Source organism: Streptomyces marispadix (assembly GCF_022524345.1).
Classification (GTDB): domain Bacteria; phylum Actinomycetota; class Actinomycetes; order Streptomycetales; family Streptomycetaceae; genus Streptomyces; species Streptomyces marispadix.
Genome location: NZ_JAKWJU010000002.1, coordinates 1164471 through 1179223, shown reverse-complemented (window position 1 = coordinate 1179223; position 14753 = coordinate 1164471). Strand labels below are relative to the sequence as shown.

Below are 14753 nucleotides of genomic sequence, written 5' to 3'. Positions count from 1 at the left end.
GCGAGGGGCGGGCCGGAAGCGATGGTTCTGAGACAGTCGGTGGAACGGCCGCTGTGGCGTGCGCTGACCGGCTACCGGCTGCTGGCGACGGGCTATGCGCTGGCCGTCTTCGCCTGGGCGTACGACCGTCTCGCGCACCCCGTGGCGGGCGCCCTCTATCTGGGGCTGCTGACGGTCTGGACGCTGGCCACGATCCCCAACGTCCTTTCCGCGAGGCGCTGTACGAAGGCTTTCCTCGCCGTCGACGTGGCGATGGCGGTCGCCGGAATTCTCGGCTCCGTCTACGTCGACGCGGAGGGGAACATCGGGCCCACCCTCCCCAGCATCTGGGTCGCCGGTCCCGTCCTCGCGTTCGCCATCAAGGGCGGCTGGCGCTGGGGGGCGGTCGCCGCGACCATCGTCGGGATCGCCAACATCCTCGAACGAGGCGCTATCACCAGGCCCACCCTGCACAACGTGCTGCTGGTGTGCGTGGCGAGCATCGGCATCGGCTACGTGATCGAGGTGGCCAGGGCGAGCGAACGCACCCTCGCCCACGCCCTCCAGATCGAGGCGGCCACCCGGGAACGGGAGCGGCTGGCCCGCGACATCCACGACAGCGTGCTCCAGGTGCTCGCCATGGTGCAGCGCCGAGGCAACGAAATCGGCGGTGAGGCCGCGGAGTTGGGCCGCATGGCAGGCGAGCAGGAGGTGGCGCTGCGCAGCCTCGTCTCACGTGAGAAGGACGGGACGCGGGAGGCGCGGGCCCGTGCCGCCGTCCCCGCCCAAGCCGTAGGTGCGCGGGCCGCCTCGGCACGGGAGGGGAGCCACGCCGGGGCGCCGGGCGGAGGAGCGAACGGGAAGGCGGGCGGAAGACCGGGCGGTGGAAGACCGGGCGGTGCGGCGGACGCCGGCGGGGAGTCCGACGCCTCCGAATGCGATCTGCGTGCACTGCTCTCCCCGTACTCCGGCGCCCGCGTCACCTTCGTGGAGCCCGGCGCACCCGTACCGCTGCCGGCGTCCGCCGCAAGGGAAGTGGCCGCGGCTGTCAGTGCCGCCCTGGACAATGTGCGGCAGCACGCGGGCGGACCCGACGGCAAGGAGGCACAGGCGTGGATCCTGCTGGAGGACGAGCCGGACGCCGTGCTGGTCACGGTGCGCGACGACGGCCCTGGACTTGAGGAGGGACGGCTCGCGGACGCCGAGGCCGAAGGCAGGATGGGAGTCGCCCTGTCCATAAGGGGGCGGCTGCGTGACATCGGCGGCAGCGCCGAGCTGGTCTCGGTGCCCGGCCAGGGCACGGAGGTCGAGCTGCGGGTGCCCAAGCGGCCGGGGGGACGCGGGAGTTGACGAAGAAGGCGGCGGGGGCGATGACGAACACCGAGGACAGCCCGAAGGAAGGCGCGGCGGACACCGGCCCGGCGGACACCGGCCCGGCGGCTGCGGAAGCCGAGGGTGCCGGCGAAGGACCGCAGCGCCCCGTCAAGGTGATGGTCGTGGACGACCACCCGATGTGGCGGGACGCGGTGGCGCGCGATCTGGGCGAGGCGGGTTTCGACGTGGTGGCCACGGCGGGCGACGGCCCCCAGGCCGTGCGGCGTGCCCGCGCCGCCGCGCCGGACGTCCTCGTGCTCGACCTGAATCTCCCCGGCCTGCCCGGTGTCGAGGTGTGCCGCAGCCTCGTAGGCCCCGGTTCCGGGCTGCGGGTGCTGGTGCTCTCCGCGAGCGGCGAGCACGCCGACGTGCTGGAGGCCGTGAAGTCGGGGGCGACGGGCTATCTCCTGAAGTCGGCGAGCATGGAGGAGCTTCAGGACGCGGTACGCCGCACAGCCCTGGGCGACCCGGTCTTCACCCCCGGTCTGGCGGGCCTCGTGCTCGGCGAGTACCGCAGGCTCGCCTCCGATCCCGCACCCGCGGCAGGGTCCGGGGAGCCCGAGGCGCCGAGGCTGACGGAGCGGGAGACGGAGGTGCTGCGCCTCGTCGCCAAGGGGCTGAGCTACCGGCAGATCGCCGAGCGGCTCGTGATCTCCCACCGCACCGTGCAGAACCACGTCCAGAACACGCTCGGGAAGCTCCAGTTGCACAACCGCGTGGAGCTGGTGCGCTACGCGATACAGCGCGGCCTCGACGAGGAGTGATTCCCTCGCCGGACGCCCGCTCTTCCCGTAACCGATCGGAAAACGTCTCCGCGCCCTGTCCCTCGTGATGTGGATCACCGCTAGCGTGGCGGCAGTTGCGTACAGGCCGTGCGGCGAACAGGGCGTACGGCGATGTGAGAAGGGAGATCCCATGCGGGTCGGAGTGCTGACCGGTGGCGGCGACTGCCCCGGACTCAACGCGGTGATGAGGGCCGTCGTCCGTAAGGGCGTCCAGCGGTACGACTACGACTTCGTCGGGTTCAGGGACGGCTGGCGCGGGCCGCTCGAGGGCGACACCACGCAGCTCGACATCCCCGCTGTGCGCGGCACGCTGCCTCGCGGCGGCACGATCCTGGGCTCGTCGCGTACGAATCCGTTCAAGGAGGAGAACGGCGTAAGCCGCATCCAGGAGAACCTCGTCAAGCACGATGTCGACGCCCTCATCGCGATCGGCGGCGAGGACACCCTCGGCGTCGCCGCCCGGCTCACCGACGAGTTCGGCGTCAGGTGCATCGGCGTGCCCAAGACCATCGACAACGACCTCTCGGCGACCGACTACACCTTCGGCTTCGACACCGCCGTCAACGTCGCCACCGACGCCATCGACCGGCTGCACACCACGGCCGAGTCCCACATGCGAGTGCTCGTCGTGGAGGTCATGGGGCGGCACGCGGGCTGGATCGCCCTGCACTCCGGGCTGGCCGGCGGCGCCAACTGCATCCTCATCCCGGAGCGCCGCTTCGACGTCGACGAGGTGTGCCGCTATGTCGAGTCCCGCTTCAAGGCGAGCTACGCCCCGATCGTCGTCGTCGCGGAGGGCGCCATGCCCAAGGACGGCGAGATGGTGCTGAAGGACGACTCGCACGACTCCTTCGGGCATGTTCGGCTCTCGGGCGTCGGCGAGTGGCTGGCGAAGGAGATCGAGAAGCGCACCGGCAAGGAGGCCCGTACGACGGTCCTCGGGCACATCCAGCGCGGCGGCACGCCCACGCCGTTCGACCGCTGGCTGGCCACCCGCTTCGGGCTGCACGCGATCGACGCCGTACGGGACCAGGACTGGGGCAAGATGGTCGCGCTCCAGGGCACCAAGATCGTGCGCGTGCCGATCTCCGAGGCCACGTCGAAGCTGAAGACGGTCGACCCGGAGATGTACGAGGAGGCGGAGGTCTTCTTCGGCTGAGGCCGCCTCCCTGGCGGAGCCCTGAGAACTCAGCCGCGAAGTCGCGTGGCCGGGCCCGCGTACGCACCGGATGTGTACGCGGGCCCGTCGGCGTCCAGGGTCGCGGAACGGTCGCAAGGGCGGCCCGCGTCCCGAACGTCCTGGATGTCCTGGACGTCCCGGGCGTGCTGGGTGCCCTGGCGGTACTGGGCGCCCCGGAGACGGTTTCGCTTCGGCTGCCCTTCGGCGCCTCAGCGCGGGGCGCCCGCCCCCGCCGCCGCCTCCAGCATCTCCGCCACGATGCCCGGCCCGTCCAGCGTCAGTACGGACTCCGGATGGAACTGCACGCTCGCGAAGCCCTCACCGCGCAGTGCGTGCACCTCGCCCGTCGCGGGATCACGGCTGACCTCGACCCGCCCGCGGCCTGCCGCCCGGTCCAGCAGGCGCTCCTCCTGTGGGCCGCAGCGCACCGCGTACGAGTTGTAGAAGCCCACGGTCTCCTCGCGGCCGAACACCGCGACCGTCTCCTGGGCCCCCTGGAACGGCAGCGACTTCCGTACGATCTCCAACCCCAGCTCGGCGCCGAGGAGTTCGTGCCCGAGACACACCCCCAGCAGTCCGTGGCGATGCTCGCGCATCAGCTCCCCGGCCAGGCCGCGCAGCAGGCGGATCTTCGGATCGGCCAGATCGTTCGGGTCGCCCGGCCCGGGGCCCAGCACCACCGGGCCCTCGTGCGCGATCGCGGCCCGACGCAGACCCGGCTCGTCGAACCGCCGGACCTCGACCGCGGAGCCCGTGGCCCGCAGCAGATGGGCGAGCATCGACGTGAAGGTGTCCTCGCCGTCCACGACCAGCACCCGCCCGGGCCCAACGGGCGCACGCCCCGCGCCGCGCGCCGGTCCCGTCCCCGGCTCCCGCCCCGGGCCGTGCTCCTGACCCGGTCCCTGCCCGGGGCACCCCTCGCCGCCGGTCTGCATCCGCAGCCAGAACGGCGCCAGGTCCGCGCGGCGTGCGGCGAGCGCCGTACGTACCCGTGGATCGTCCGCGAGCCGGGGCGTCCGCGCCGTACGGGCACGTCCCGCCGGCGCCTCCCGTACACCGAGCGCCGTGAGCACACCGGCGGCCTTCGCGTGTGTCTCGGCCACCTCGCTCGCCGGCCGCGAGGCCCTCACGAGCGTCGCCCCGACGGGCACACGCAGCAGCCCGCTCGCCGCGTCCACGTCGGCGGTCCGAATGAGGATGGGCGAGTCGAGGGTCTGCGCGCCGCCCGCGTCCCGGCCGATCAGGGCGAGCGCCCCCGCGTAGTAGCCCCGTCCGCCCCGCTCGTGACGCTCGATGACGCGGCAGGCGTTCTCCACGGGCGAGCCCGTCACGGTCGCCGCGAACATCGTCTCCCGCAGCACCTCCCGCACATCGAGCGTGCTGCGCCCCCGCAACTCGTACTCGGTGTGGGCGAGATGCGCCATCTCCTTCAGCCGCGGGCCGACCACCACCCCGCCCATGTCGCCCACGGTGCACATCATCTTCAACTCCTCGTCGACGACCATGGACAGCTCCTCGCTCTCCTTGCGGTCGGCGAGGAAGTCCAACAGTCCCTCGGCGGAAGGCCCTTCGGGGGGATAGCGGTACGTGCCGCTGATGGGGTTCATCACCACTGTTCCGCCCGACATCCGCACATGCACCTCCGGGCTCGCGCCGGCCAGCACCCGGTTCCCGGTGTGCACGACGAAGGTCCAGTACGCGCCGCGCTCGCCGCTCAGCAGCCTCCCGAAGAGCGCCAGCGCGTCCGCCCGTGAGAAGCCCGTGACCCGGCCCTCGAAGGTGCGCCGCACCACGAAGTCGGCGCCCTCGCCGTCGCCGATCTCGTCCTCCACGACGCGGCTCACCGTACGGGCGTACTCCTCGTCGGAGACGTCGAAGGCGCCGTCCTCGACACGCACCCGGTGCGCGGGCAGCGCCGCCTCGGCCTCCTCCAGCGGGATCTCGTACACCTCATGCGGCACCATCACGGCCAGCGGCGTTCCGTCGTCCCTCACCCGGAAGCCCCGCTCCCGGATCTGCCGGAAAGGCACGAGCGCGAGAGCCCCGTGATCGCCGTCCGGAATGTCCGCGAGCCGCGCCGCCTCATGTACGGGCCCGGTCAGCACCTCGACGATGTCGTGCCTGCGGCCGGGTGTCCTGCGGCGCAGCAGCGCGAAGGGCGGGGCGTCGTCCCCCAGCAGGCGCTCGACCAGCTCGGAGGCGGACGGAGCGGACGGAGCGGGCGGAGCCGATGGACCGGACGGGGCGGACGGCTCGGACGGGGCGTCGGCCTGAGCGGGAGCGGCCGGGCGGCGGGAGTCCCCGGGCCGCGGACGTGGATGGGACATCGGACGGTCCTTCCTCGGAATGCGCTGGTCACACGCTGAGGAACGGCCGTGCAGACACACCGAAGGCCGCCCCTCGGGCGGCCTTCGCGTCTGTCGCTGTCTGTGGTGCGCGCGCAGTCAGTGGGCCGCCGGATGAGCGGTCCACCACCAGTTGCAGGTGCGGGCTTGCGCGAACATGGCGGCGAGCCTACCCCAGCGGAGCCGCGGGGGTGGTTTCCGTCTCAGCAGCCGGTCAGGGGAAAGAACGCCGGGCACGACCCCTTAACCTGGGGCGCGTGAGTGTGAACGCCACCAACCCCGACGCCGGTGCCCGCACCTGGCGAGACCTTCCCGCGGCACAGCAGCCCGAGTGGCCGGACCGCGAAGCTCTGCGTGAGACCGTCGCCGAGCTCGAGTCGTATCCGCCGCTCGTCTTCGCCGGCGAGTGCGACCAGTTGCGTTCCCGGCTGGGCGCCGTCGCCCGCGGTGAGGCGTTCCTCCTCCAGGGCGGCGACTGCGCCGAGGCGTTCGACCAGGTCAGCGCCGAGCACATCCGCAACAAGCTGAAGACGCTGCTTCAGATGGGCGCCGTGCTGACGTACGCCGGATCGGTCCCGGTCGTCAAGGTCGGCCGTATCGCCGGGCAGTACAGCAAGCCGCGCTCGAAGCCGACGGAGACCCGGGACGGAGTGACGCTCCCGTCGTACCGGGGCGACTCGGTCAACGGCTTCGAGTTCACCGAGGCCGCCCGCACGCCCGACCCGCAGCGGCTGAAGCGCATGTACCAGGCGTCCGCCTCCACGCTGAACCTCGTACGCGCCTTCACCACCGGCGGCTACGCCGACCTGCGCCAAGTGCACGCGTGGAACCAGGACTTCGTGAAGCGCTCGCCTTCCGGGCAGCGTTACGAGGCGCTGGCCCGCGAGATCGACCAGGCGCTGAAGTTCATGCACGCGTGCGGCACGGACCCCGAAGAGCTGAAGACCGTCGAATTCTACGCCTCGCACGAGGCCCTGCTGCTCGACTACGAGTCGGCCATGACCCGTACGGACTCGCGCAGCGGCAAGCTCTACGACGTCTCCGGGCACATGGTGTGGATCGGCGAGCGCACACGCCAACTCGACGGCGCCCACATCGAGTTCGCCTCACAGGTGCGCAACCCGATCGGTGTGAAGCTGGGTCCCGGCACGACGCCGGAGGAGGCCCTCCAGCTCATCGACAAGCTCGACCCGGACCGGGAGCCGGGGCGCCTCACCTTCATCACGCGGATGGGAGCGGGCACCGTAAGGGACCGGCTGCCCACGCTGGTGGAGAAGGTCAGCGCCTCGGGCGCCCAGGTGGTGTGGGTCTGCGACCCGATGCACGGCAACACCTTCGAGGCGGCCAGCGGCCACAAGACCCGCCGGTTCGACGACGTGCTCGACGAGGTCAAGGGCTTCTTCGAGGTGCACAAGGGCGCTGGGACCCATCCGGGCGGCATTCACGTCGAGTTGACGGGCGACGATGTCACGGAGTGCGTGGGCGGCGGCGACGAGATCTTCGTGGGCGACCTGCACCAGCGCTACGAGACGGCGTGCGACCCGCGGCTCAACCGCAGCCAGTCGCTCGATCTGGCGTTTCTGGTCGCGGAGATGTACCGGGACCAGTGAACCGGCGGCGCCGCGTAGCGCCCTGACGCACGGCAGTACGGAAATGGGGCCCGCATCACAGCGATGCGGGCCCCACAGCTCTGTTGTGGACATCGAGCGGTCGGTAAGGTTAGCTTTACCAAGGTTAGGTTAACCTCATCGGGTCGGCCCCCCCATCGGGTCGGCCCCCCCATCGGGTCGGCCAGCCCCGGCTGGATCTTCAGCAGCCCTGAAGCCGTCCGAGCCCGGCACCGCCCATGACCGTCCCGCCTGGAGGGCCGAGTGTTCGTCTGCTCCTGCTTCGGCGTCACGGACCGGCAGGTCCGCGAGCACCAGGAGGCCGGGGCCCGCACGCCGCGTCAGATCGCGTCCGTAAGCAAGGCGGGCACGGACTGCGGCTCCTGCGTACGCCGGATTCAGGGGCTTCTCGGACGCGGCGCGTGCCCGGGGCGTCAGCCCGCGGCGACCGCTGCGGCCGGTGCCGTGGAGGAGCCGGCGTCCGCGCCCTCGGTGGCCGAAGCCGCCTGACTCCCCGCATGACGTCCGGCGCCCGGCGTCACCGGCACGGGCGTCACCGGCACGGGACCCGGCGCCTCGGTCAGCCCTCCTTCGGAGCCTCCTGCTCCACGAGCTGAGCGATGTAGAGCGGCTCGCCCAGCTTCTCGACCAACTCGAGCTGGGTGTCCAGGTAGTCGATGTGGTGCTCCTCGTCGGCCAGGATGTCCTCGAAGATGTTCGCCGAGGTGATGTCTCCCTTGGCCCGCATGACCTCCACTCCGCGCCGCAGCCGGTCGATGGCCTCGACCTCGATCTGGCGGTCCGCGGTGAACATCTCGGTCAGCGTCTGCCCCACGTTGACGTGGAAGAGCCGCTGGTAGTTGGGAAGCCCCTCCAGAAACAGAATCCGGTCGGTGAGCCGTTCGGCGTGACGCATCTCGTCGAAGGACTCCGCACGGGTGTAGCGGGCGAGCTTCGGCCAGCCGAAGTGCTCCTGCATCTTCGCGTGCAGGAAGTACTGGTTGATGGCGGTCAGCTCGGCCGTCAGCTGCTCGTTGAGGAATTCGATGACCTCGGGATCACCCTGCATGGCTGCGGGCTCCTTCCAGGAACGAAAAATGCCAGGTGCGTGCGCGCGCCCGCGCATCCTCGCACCGCGCCGTCAGGCGGTCCAGTAAGCGAAGGCTTACCGAAATGGCCCGAATTGGCGAGCGGAAAGCCCTCGAACAGAGCGTGAGCGGGGTGCCGGTAAGCGGCATCCGAGGGGTCTGTCACCATGGGGAGATGGGTGAGCCGCAGAGTCCTGAGGGGGAGCAGCAACCGCTTCCGCCAGGGCAGCGGCTCCAGCGTGGATGGCCGGTCACGCACTACGGACCGGTGCCGAAGTTCAAGCCGGAGCGTTGGGACTTCAGGGTTTTCGGGGCGACCGCCGACGGCGGGAAGCACTCGTGGAATCACGAGGAGTTCACGGCGCTGCCCTACGAGACGGTGACGGGCGATCTGCACTGCGTCACCAAGTTCAGCATGCTGGGCGCCGAGTGGGGCGGGGTGCTCGCCCGTACCGTTCTGGAACTGGCGCCTCCCGCCGACGACGTCACACACGTCATGGTCTGGGCCGAGTACGGGTTCAGCTCGAATCTGCGGCTGTCCGACTTCGCCGCGGAGACGACGGTCTTCGCCACCCACCGCGCCGGCGAACTGCTCACCGCCGAACACGGCTTCCCGCTGCGGCTGGTGGTGCCGCAGCTCTACGCGTGGAAGGGCCCCAAGTGGGTGCGCGGCGTGGAGTACATGACGGCGGACCGCCGGGGCTTCTGGGAGGAGCGCGGCTATCACAACATCGGCGATCCCTGGAAGGAGCAGCGCTACTCCTACCAGGAGGAGCCCGGCGAAGGGCCCGAGCTCTAGGGGCAGTTGGGGCCTGTGGCCCGTTGGCCCGCCGCCTGCGGCCCGGTTCGTAGCCCGTAGCCCGTAGCCCGTAGCCCTGGGCCGGTGGCCGGTGGCCGGTGGCCGGTGGCCGGTGGCCGGTGGCCGGGGCGCGCGGGGGGCCGGTGGTCAGTGGTACGGGTGCGGCACCGCGTGGCCCTCGCCCCTGCCGATCAGCCAACGGGCCCACGGCAGCGCAACTCAGCCCGCGCCCTCCCTCAGTTCCTTCAGCCGCTTCACATCCGCGGCGTGGCCCTCCTTGCGGCCCGGGGTCTCGATGACGAGCGGCACGCCCTCGGTGGAGGGGTGCGTCATCAGATCGGCGAACGGCTCCCTGCCGATGTGGCCGGAGCCGATGTTCGCATGGCGGTCCTTGTGTGCGCCGACGACGTCCTTGGAGTCGTTTGCGTGGATGAGCCTGAGCCGCCCGGGGCCGGTGACGGCCTCCAGTTCGTCCAGGGTCCGCTTCACGCCGCCCGGGGCCGCGAGGTCGTGCCCGGCGGCGAACACATGGCAGGTGTCGAGGCAGACGCCGAGCCTGGGATGGCGGCCGAGGATCTCGAAGTACGGTTCCAGATCGCGCACTTGGGAGCAGATCGAGGCGCCCTGTCCTGCGGTGGGCTCCAGCAGCAGCCAGGGGTCGTCCTCGTGGGTCAGCTCCGCCAGCAGCGGCATCAGCAGCAGCCCGACCTGTGCCAGCGCGGTCGCCCGCTCCCGGCCGCCCGTGGCCGATCCCGTGTGGACGACGACGCCCGACGCGCCGATCTCACGGCCTCTGCGCAGTGAATGGCGCAGTGAGGCAACGGAATTGTCCGCGGTGGCCCGTGTGTGGGAGCCGAAGTTGATGAGGTACGGGGCGTGTACGAATACGGGGAGTTTCCGCTCGGCGCACGCGGCCCGGAATTCCTCGTCCTGCTGCGGGGACCCGGAAGTCGTGGCCCAGCCACGGGGATTGGCGACGAAGACCTGTACGGCCTCCGCGCCGATGTCGTCGGCGTAGGAAACGCCAGTGGCGGCCAGGCCCCCTGCTACGGGGACATGGCCGCCAATGGGATTGCGGTCTCGCTTGGTCGTCACACCGTCAGTATGCCGAGTCGACGTTGTCCATCGAACCGTACTTGTCCGCCGCGTAGTTGCAGGCGGCCACGATGTTGGCGACCGGGTCGGTGATGTCGGTCGAGGTGCCGTCGACGTGGTACGCGTCGAAGGTCGGCTGGATGGTCTGGAGCAGGCCCTTGGACGGGGTGCCCTTCTGGGCGTTGATGTCCCAGTCGTTCACCGCGTTCGGGTCGCCGCCGGACTCACGGATGATGTTCCGCTTGATGCCGTCGTAGGAGCCGGGGATGCCGTGCTTCGCCATGATGGACCGGGCCTCGCGGATCCATCCGTCGAGGTTGTCGGGGTAGGTCTTGGCGGCGGGGCGCTCGGCGGAGCGGGCGGCCCTGGCCTTCGCCTCGGCCTTCCGGTCGGCCGCCGCCTTCCTCGCGGCCTCGGCCTTCTTCTCGGCTTCGGCCCTCTTGGCCGCCTGTGCCTTGGCGGCCTCCGCACGGTCGGCGGCGACGGCCTTCTGCTGGGCGACGGCCTCCTTCTGGGCGGCCACCACCTCGCCGGCCCGGTGGACGTCGGCGTCCAGGGTGCCCTGCTTGGCGCCCGCCAGCTCGACCTTCGGGGCCTGGGATTCCTTCGTACTCTCCGCGGCGGCCGTCGAGGCGCTTACCTTCTTGGCACCGGACTGGCTCTGGTCGCCTGCGTCGGCGGTGCCGGGGAGGACGGTCAGCGCGATGGCTGCGGCGCCCGCGGCGGATATGCCTGCGGCGGAAAAGCGCGCGAACTTGGGGCTGCGGACGTAGCCGGGAATGTTGGGCATTGTGAGCGAACCTTTCAACATTGCGTGCGTCGCAGAGGCCGGAAAGGCGTTGTACGCCGAGTTCCGAATCCCCGGCGCTTGCGACCGAGAGCAATTGTTAAAGGCTCCGAAAACACAGCCCAAAAGTGTGACGTACTATCCCGGCTCGTTCGTGGGGCCGTTCCGGGGTGTACGGGAAGACCGTCCGGCCCGCAGCCGCGCGGCGTATGGAGAGGGCCGAGGCGCACTAAGCGCTGTCGTAAGTGATATGGGCCCTATGTCCGTTGTCACACGGCGGGCGGTCTTCCCTGCTGACGGTGAGTGCCCGTATGCGCCGCGTCAGGTGCCGTAAGGCCCCGGCGGACCCGCGCGGAGGCGCTGTCGGGGGCTGGGGCGGCGCAGGGAGGCGCGGGCGAGGCGTAGGGCGCTCGGCGTCGGCGCTTCTCCGCAGGGTGCCGGGTCCGGCTCAGCGCATCCAGATCGTCACGCGGGACCCGCGCGGTGCCTCGTCCCCGCCGTCCGGCGACTGGGAGAAGACCTCGTCGCCGAAGAAGATCCGGCGCACGGTGACCTCGAAGCCCGCCTTCTCCAGCTTCTTGCGGGCCTGCTTGCGGTTCAGGCCCTCGACGTCGGGGACCTTCACCTCGTCCTGGCCCTTGGAGATGGTGAGCGTGACGGTGTCGCCTTCGGCGGCCGGGCTGCCCTCGGCGGGCGACTGGCGGGCGACGCTGCCCTCGTCCTCGTCGGAGAAGACGCGTTCGGGGGCGATGCGCACCTTCAGCCCCTCGTCCAGCAGGTCCTCCCGGGCCGAATCCTCCTCGTCGCCCACGACGTCCGGTACGTCCACGGGGATGCCCTTGGAGACGGTCAGGGCGACAGGGGAACCGGGGCGGCGGCTGCTGCCGGCGGACGGCTCGGTCTCGATCACGGAGCCGCGCGCCGTGTCCTCGCTGAACTCCCGCCTCACCACGCCGGGTTCCAGGCCGGAGTCCTTCAGCTTGCGTTCGGCGTCGGCCAGCGGAGTGCCGGACAGATCGGGCACCTTGACGATCTTCGGGCCGCGCGAGACGACGACGGTGACGGTGCCGGTGCGGCGGATGCGGTCGCCCGGGTCCGGGTTGGTCTCGATGACGTGGCCCCGCTCGACGCGGTCGCTGTGGCTGCGGGTGACCCTCACATCGAGACCGGCACCGTCGAGGATCTTCCGTGCCTCGGACTCGGTCTTGTCCAGCACGGCCGGGGTCTCGGTGAACTGGCCCGAGTTGATGTACCAGACGCCCGTGCCCACCAGCAGCAACAGCATCGCCGTGAGGGCGACGAAGAAGACCCGGCCGCCGCCGCGGCGCGGCGGCCGGGGCGGCTCGCCGCCGTCGCGGGGCGGCACGGCATAGCGGGCGGTGCGGTCGAGATCGTCGCCGTCGTAGGGACCGCCCGGGGCGTACTCGTAGGAGGCGGCGGTCGTGCGCGGCAGCACGCTCGTACGCTCCTCCGACCCGGCGGACACGGCGGCGGAACCGGGGGCTGAACCGGCCGCGCCCGTCGCCGCTGAGGCCGCGGCCCCTGCCCCCGCCCCGGTCCCGGCTGCGGACCGCATGCGCCCCTCCGTGAGAGCCGTGTCCGCCGCGAGTACGTGTGTGAGGCCCTGCTGCGGCTGCTTCGCTCCCGGGGGTACGGCGTCGAGCTGCTCGGCGGTGAGCCGGGCACGCACGGCACGTGCCTCCGAGAGCATCGCCCCGGCGTCCTGGGGGCGGCCCTCGGCGGCGCGGGCGGTGGAGCGTGCGACCAGCGCGTCCAGCTCGGGCGCCAGAGAGGGCACGGCGGCGGACGGGGCGGGGATGTCCTCGTGGAGATGCTGGTAGAGCACCTGGGCCGGGGTGCCGCCCGTGTGCGGCTTCTCGCCGGTGAGCATCTCGTAGAGCATCACGCCGCACGCGTAGAGGTCGGTACGGGTGTCGGCCGTGCCCTGCTCGATCTGCTCGGGGGCGAGATAGGAGACGGTGCCGAGGATGGTGTCGGACCCCACGGACGTCTGGCTGTCGACCGCGCGGACCAGGCCGAAGTCGGCCACCTTGACCCGGCCGTCGTCGCCGATCAGCACGTTCTCCGGCTTCATGTCGCGGTGCACCATGCCCGCGTGGTGTGCGGCGCCCAGGGCCGCCAGCATCGGCTCCAGGATGTCGAGCGCCACGCGGGGGCGCAGCGCGCCGCGGTCGCGCAGAACGTCCCTCAGCGTGCAGCCCGAGACGTACTCCATCGCCAGATAGACATAGGTGCCGTCCGTGCCCTGGTCGTAGACGCCGACGACATTGGGGTGGGCGAGCCGGGCGACGGACTTGGCCTCGCGGATGAAGCGGCCGACGAAGTCGCCGTCGCCCGCGAGCGAGGGGTGCATGACCTTCAGGGCGAGTTCGCGGTCGAGACGGGTGTCGACGGCTCGGTAGACCGTCGCCATGCCGCCGACGGCGATGCGCGACTCGACTCGGTAGCGGCCGTCCAGCACCTGGCCGATGGGCGGCGGCTCCCCGGGAGACCCGGAAGAGGAGTCCTGAAGGCTGGTATCCATCGACCACGAGTCTACGAGCCGTCACCGTGCCGAATGTCCGTGGTGCGCATCCGAGGGGAGAGGATGCGGCCGAACGGCGAGGTGAATAGTCCGGGATTGTCCTTTTCGGGACCTTGGTCGGAAGGGGTGCGGGAAGCAGCTTCGTAGGACGTGGATTCTCTCCGCGGCGTCCCTTTTCCCCGGAGTCGTTTTCCCTGTCCTCTTCCCTCTTGCCGCGCCTTCCCGCCTCGTTTCACTCGCCTTCTTCTCGGGCCCTGCCCGCCGGAATTCCCTTCCGGGACTTTGGTCCTTTTCCGGACCCCGGGACGACCGGCCGAGTCGCTTCCGGGCCCGCTTCGGGGTCGTCCGGTTCGGGGCCCGTCCGGTTCGGGCCGGGAGCCCGCGGCCCCGGCCGTCGCAGGGCCTCAGCCGAAGGCGGGCCGCTCCGGGTCCAGGTCGGCCACGCCCTCCGTGGGGGAGGACGCCTCGGCGAAGTGCCTGCGCGGGATGCGGCCCGCGCGGGCGGCCAGGCGGCCCGCCGCCACCGCGTGCCGCATCGCCTCCGCCATCAGCACCGGCTCCTGCGCCCTCGTCACCGCCGACGCGAGCATCACCGCGGCACAGCCCAGCTCCATGGCGAGCGCCACATCGGAGGCCGTACCGGCGCCCGCGTCGAGGACGACCGGCACGCCCGCGCGCTCCGTGATCAGCCGGAAGTTGTGCGGATTGCGGATGCCGAGCCCGGAGCCGATGGGCGAGCCCAGCGGCATCACGGCGGCGCAGCCCGCGTCCTCCAGCTTCCGCGCCAGCACGGGGTCGTCGTTGGTGTACGGCAGCACCGTGAAGCCGTCGTCGACCAACGTCTCGGCGGCGTCGAGGAGTTCGACGGGATCGGGCAGCAGGGTGCGCTCGTCGGCGATGACCTCCAGCTTCACCCAGTCGGTGCCCAGTGCCTCCCGGGCGAGGCGGGCGGTGAGCACGGCCTCGCCCGCCGTGTAGCAGCCCGCCGTGTTCGGCAGCACGCCGATGCCGTGCTTCTCCAGTACGGACAGCACCGACCCCTGGACCGTGGGGTCGAGGCGGCGCATCGCCACCGTCGTCAGCTCGGTCCCCGAAGCCACCAGCGAGCGCTCCAGCACATCGAGGCTGGGCGCTCCGCCCGTACCCATGATCAGCCGGGAGCCGAAGGA

General features: G+C 71.3%; 13 protein-coding genes. 6 read left to right on the top strand and 7 right to left on the bottom strand.

Annotated elements, in window-relative coordinates; genetic code table 11:
* Positions 1-21 precede the first annotated feature (21 nt).
* The 3 genes from macS (at position 22) to MMA15_RS05105 (ending at position 3297) form a co-directional block, all read left to right on the top strand.
* A complete protein-coding gene (gene macS / locus MMA15_RS05115) occupies positions 22-1329 on the top strand; it encodes a MacS family sensor histidine kinase (RefSeq protein ID WP_241057778.1) in 1308 nt (435 codons plus the stop codon).
* Positions 1330-1469: 140 nt separating this feature from the next.
* Positions 1470-2117 carry a response regulator gene (locus MMA15_RS05110; RefSeq protein ID WP_241063008.1) on the top strand — a complete coding sequence of 216 codons (648 nt, stop codon included), beginning with the start codon at positions 1470-1472 and terminating at the stop codon, positions 2115-2117.
* A gap of 151 nt (positions 2118-2268) precedes the next feature.
* Positions 2269-3297 carry a 6-phosphofructokinase gene (locus MMA15_RS05105; RefSeq protein WP_241057777.1) on the top strand — a complete coding sequence of 343 codons (1029 nt, stop codon included), beginning with the start codon at positions 2269-2271 and terminating at the stop codon, positions 3295-3297.
* 230 nt (positions 3298-3527) lie between these two features.
* Here MMA15_RS05105 and MMA15_RS05100 read toward each other — a convergent pair whose 3' ends face one another.
* Positions 3528-5645, bottom strand: coding sequence for an anthranilate synthase family protein (locus tag MMA15_RS05100; protein WP_241057776.1), 2118 nt, complete (start codon positions 5643-5645; stop codon positions 3528-3530).
* 117 nt (positions 5646-5762) lie between these two features.
* Positions 5763-5822, bottom strand: a complete 60-nt coding sequence (locus tag MMA15_RS28410; RefSeq protein WP_372498320.1) for a trp operon leader peptide — start codon at positions 5820-5822, stop codon at positions 5763-5765.
* 98 nt (positions 5823-5920) lie between these two features.
* Here MMA15_RS28410 and MMA15_RS05095 point away from each other — a divergent pair, with 98 nt between their 5' ends.
* Positions 5921-7273: a class II 3-deoxy-7-phosphoheptulonate synthase gene (locus MMA15_RS05095; protein ID WP_241057775.1), complete on the top strand. Its 1353-nt coding sequence runs from the start codon at positions 5921-5923 to the stop codon at positions 7271-7273.
* 261 nt (positions 7274-7534) lie between these two features.
* Positions 7535-7780 (top strand): (2Fe-2S)-binding protein, encoded by a 246-nt coding sequence (locus MMA15_RS05090; protein ID WP_241057774.1) that lies wholly within the window; start codon positions 7535-7537, stop codon positions 7778-7780.
* Positions 7781-7850: 70 nt separating this feature from the next.
* Here MMA15_RS05090 and bfr read toward each other — a convergent pair whose 3' ends face one another.
* Positions 7851-8339 carry a bacterioferritin gene (gene bfr, locus MMA15_RS05085; protein WP_241057772.1) on the bottom strand — a complete coding sequence of 163 codons (489 nt, stop codon included), beginning with the start codon at positions 8337-8339 and terminating at the stop codon, positions 7851-7853.
* A 194-nt stretch (positions 8340-8533) separates the two neighbouring features.
* Here bfr and MMA15_RS05080 point away from each other — a divergent pair, with 194 nt between their 5' ends.
* Positions 8534-9157: a sulfite oxidase-like oxidoreductase gene (locus tag MMA15_RS05080; RefSeq protein ID WP_241057770.1), complete on the top strand. Its 624-nt coding sequence runs from the start codon at positions 8534-8536 to the stop codon at positions 9155-9157.
* Between the two features lie 219 nt (positions 9158-9376).
* On the opposite strand, the gene MMA15_RS05075 is transcribed toward MMA15_RS05080, so the two are convergent.
* The 4 genes from MMA15_RS05075 to MMA15_RS05060 all read right to left on the bottom strand — a co-directional run bounded on the left by MMA15_RS05075 (position 9377) and on the right by MMA15_RS05060 (position 14732).
* Positions 9377-10252 (bottom strand): deoxyribonuclease IV, encoded by an 876-nt coding sequence (locus MMA15_RS05075; RefSeq protein WP_241057768.1) that lies wholly within the window; start codon positions 10250-10252, stop codon positions 9377-9379.
* Positions 10253-10256: 4 nt separating this feature from the next.
* Complete coding sequence (locus tag MMA15_RS05070; RefSeq protein ID WP_241057767.1) at positions 10257-11042, bottom strand: transglycosylase SLT domain-containing protein; 786 nt, start codon at positions 11040-11042, stop codon at positions 10257-10259.
* A 445-nt stretch (positions 11043-11487) separates the two neighbouring features.
* Positions 11488-13584, bottom strand: coding sequence for a Stk1 family PASTA domain-containing Ser/Thr kinase (locus MMA15_RS05065; protein ID WP_241057765.1), 2097 nt, complete (start codon positions 13582-13584; stop codon positions 11488-11490).
* Positions 13585-13988: 404 nt separating this feature from the next.
* On the bottom strand, positions 13989-14732 hold the full coding sequence (locus MMA15_RS05060; protein WP_241063007.1) for a thiazole synthase: 744 nt from the start codon (positions 14730-14732) through the stop codon (positions 13989-13991).
* Positions 14733-14753: the final 21 nt, after the last annotated feature.

Bases quoted from the DNA above. Each gene is read 5' to 3' on its own strand.
- macS (WP_241057778.1), top strand. From the start codon at position 22: ATGGTTCTGAGACAGTCGGTGGAACGGCCGCTGTGGCGTGCGCTGACC.
- MMA15_RS05110 (WP_241063008.1), top strand. From the start codon at position 1,470: ATGGTCGTGGACGACCACCCGATGTGGCGGGACGCGGTGGCGCGCGAT.
- MMA15_RS05105 (WP_241057777.1), top strand. From the start codon at position 2,269: ATGCGGGTCGGAGTGCTGACCGGTGGCGGCGACTGCCCCGGACTCAAC.
- MMA15_RS05100 (WP_241057776.1), bottom strand. From the start codon at position 5,645: ATGTCCCATCCACGTCCGCGGCCCGGGGACTCCCGCCGCCCGGCCGCT.
- bfr (WP_241057772.1), bottom strand. From the start codon at position 8,339: ATGCAGGGTGATCCCGAGGTCATCGAATTCCTCAACGAGCAGCTGACG.
- MMA15_RS05080 (WP_241057770.1), top strand. From the start codon at position 8,534: ATGGGTGAGCCGCAGAGTCCTGAGGGGGAGCAGCAACCGCTTCCGCCA.
- MMA15_RS05070 (WP_241057767.1), bottom strand. From the start codon at position 11,042: ATGCCCAACATTCCCGGCTACGTCCGCAGCCCCAAGTTCGCGCGCTTT.
- MMA15_RS05065 (WP_241057765.1), bottom strand. From the start codon at position 13,584: ATGGATACCAGCCTTCAGGACTCCTCTTCCGGGTCTCCCGGGGAGCCG.
- MMA15_RS05060 (WP_241063007.1), bottom strand. From the start codon at position 14,732: ATGGGTACGGGCGGAGCGCCCAGCCTCGATGTGCTGGAGCGCTCGCTG.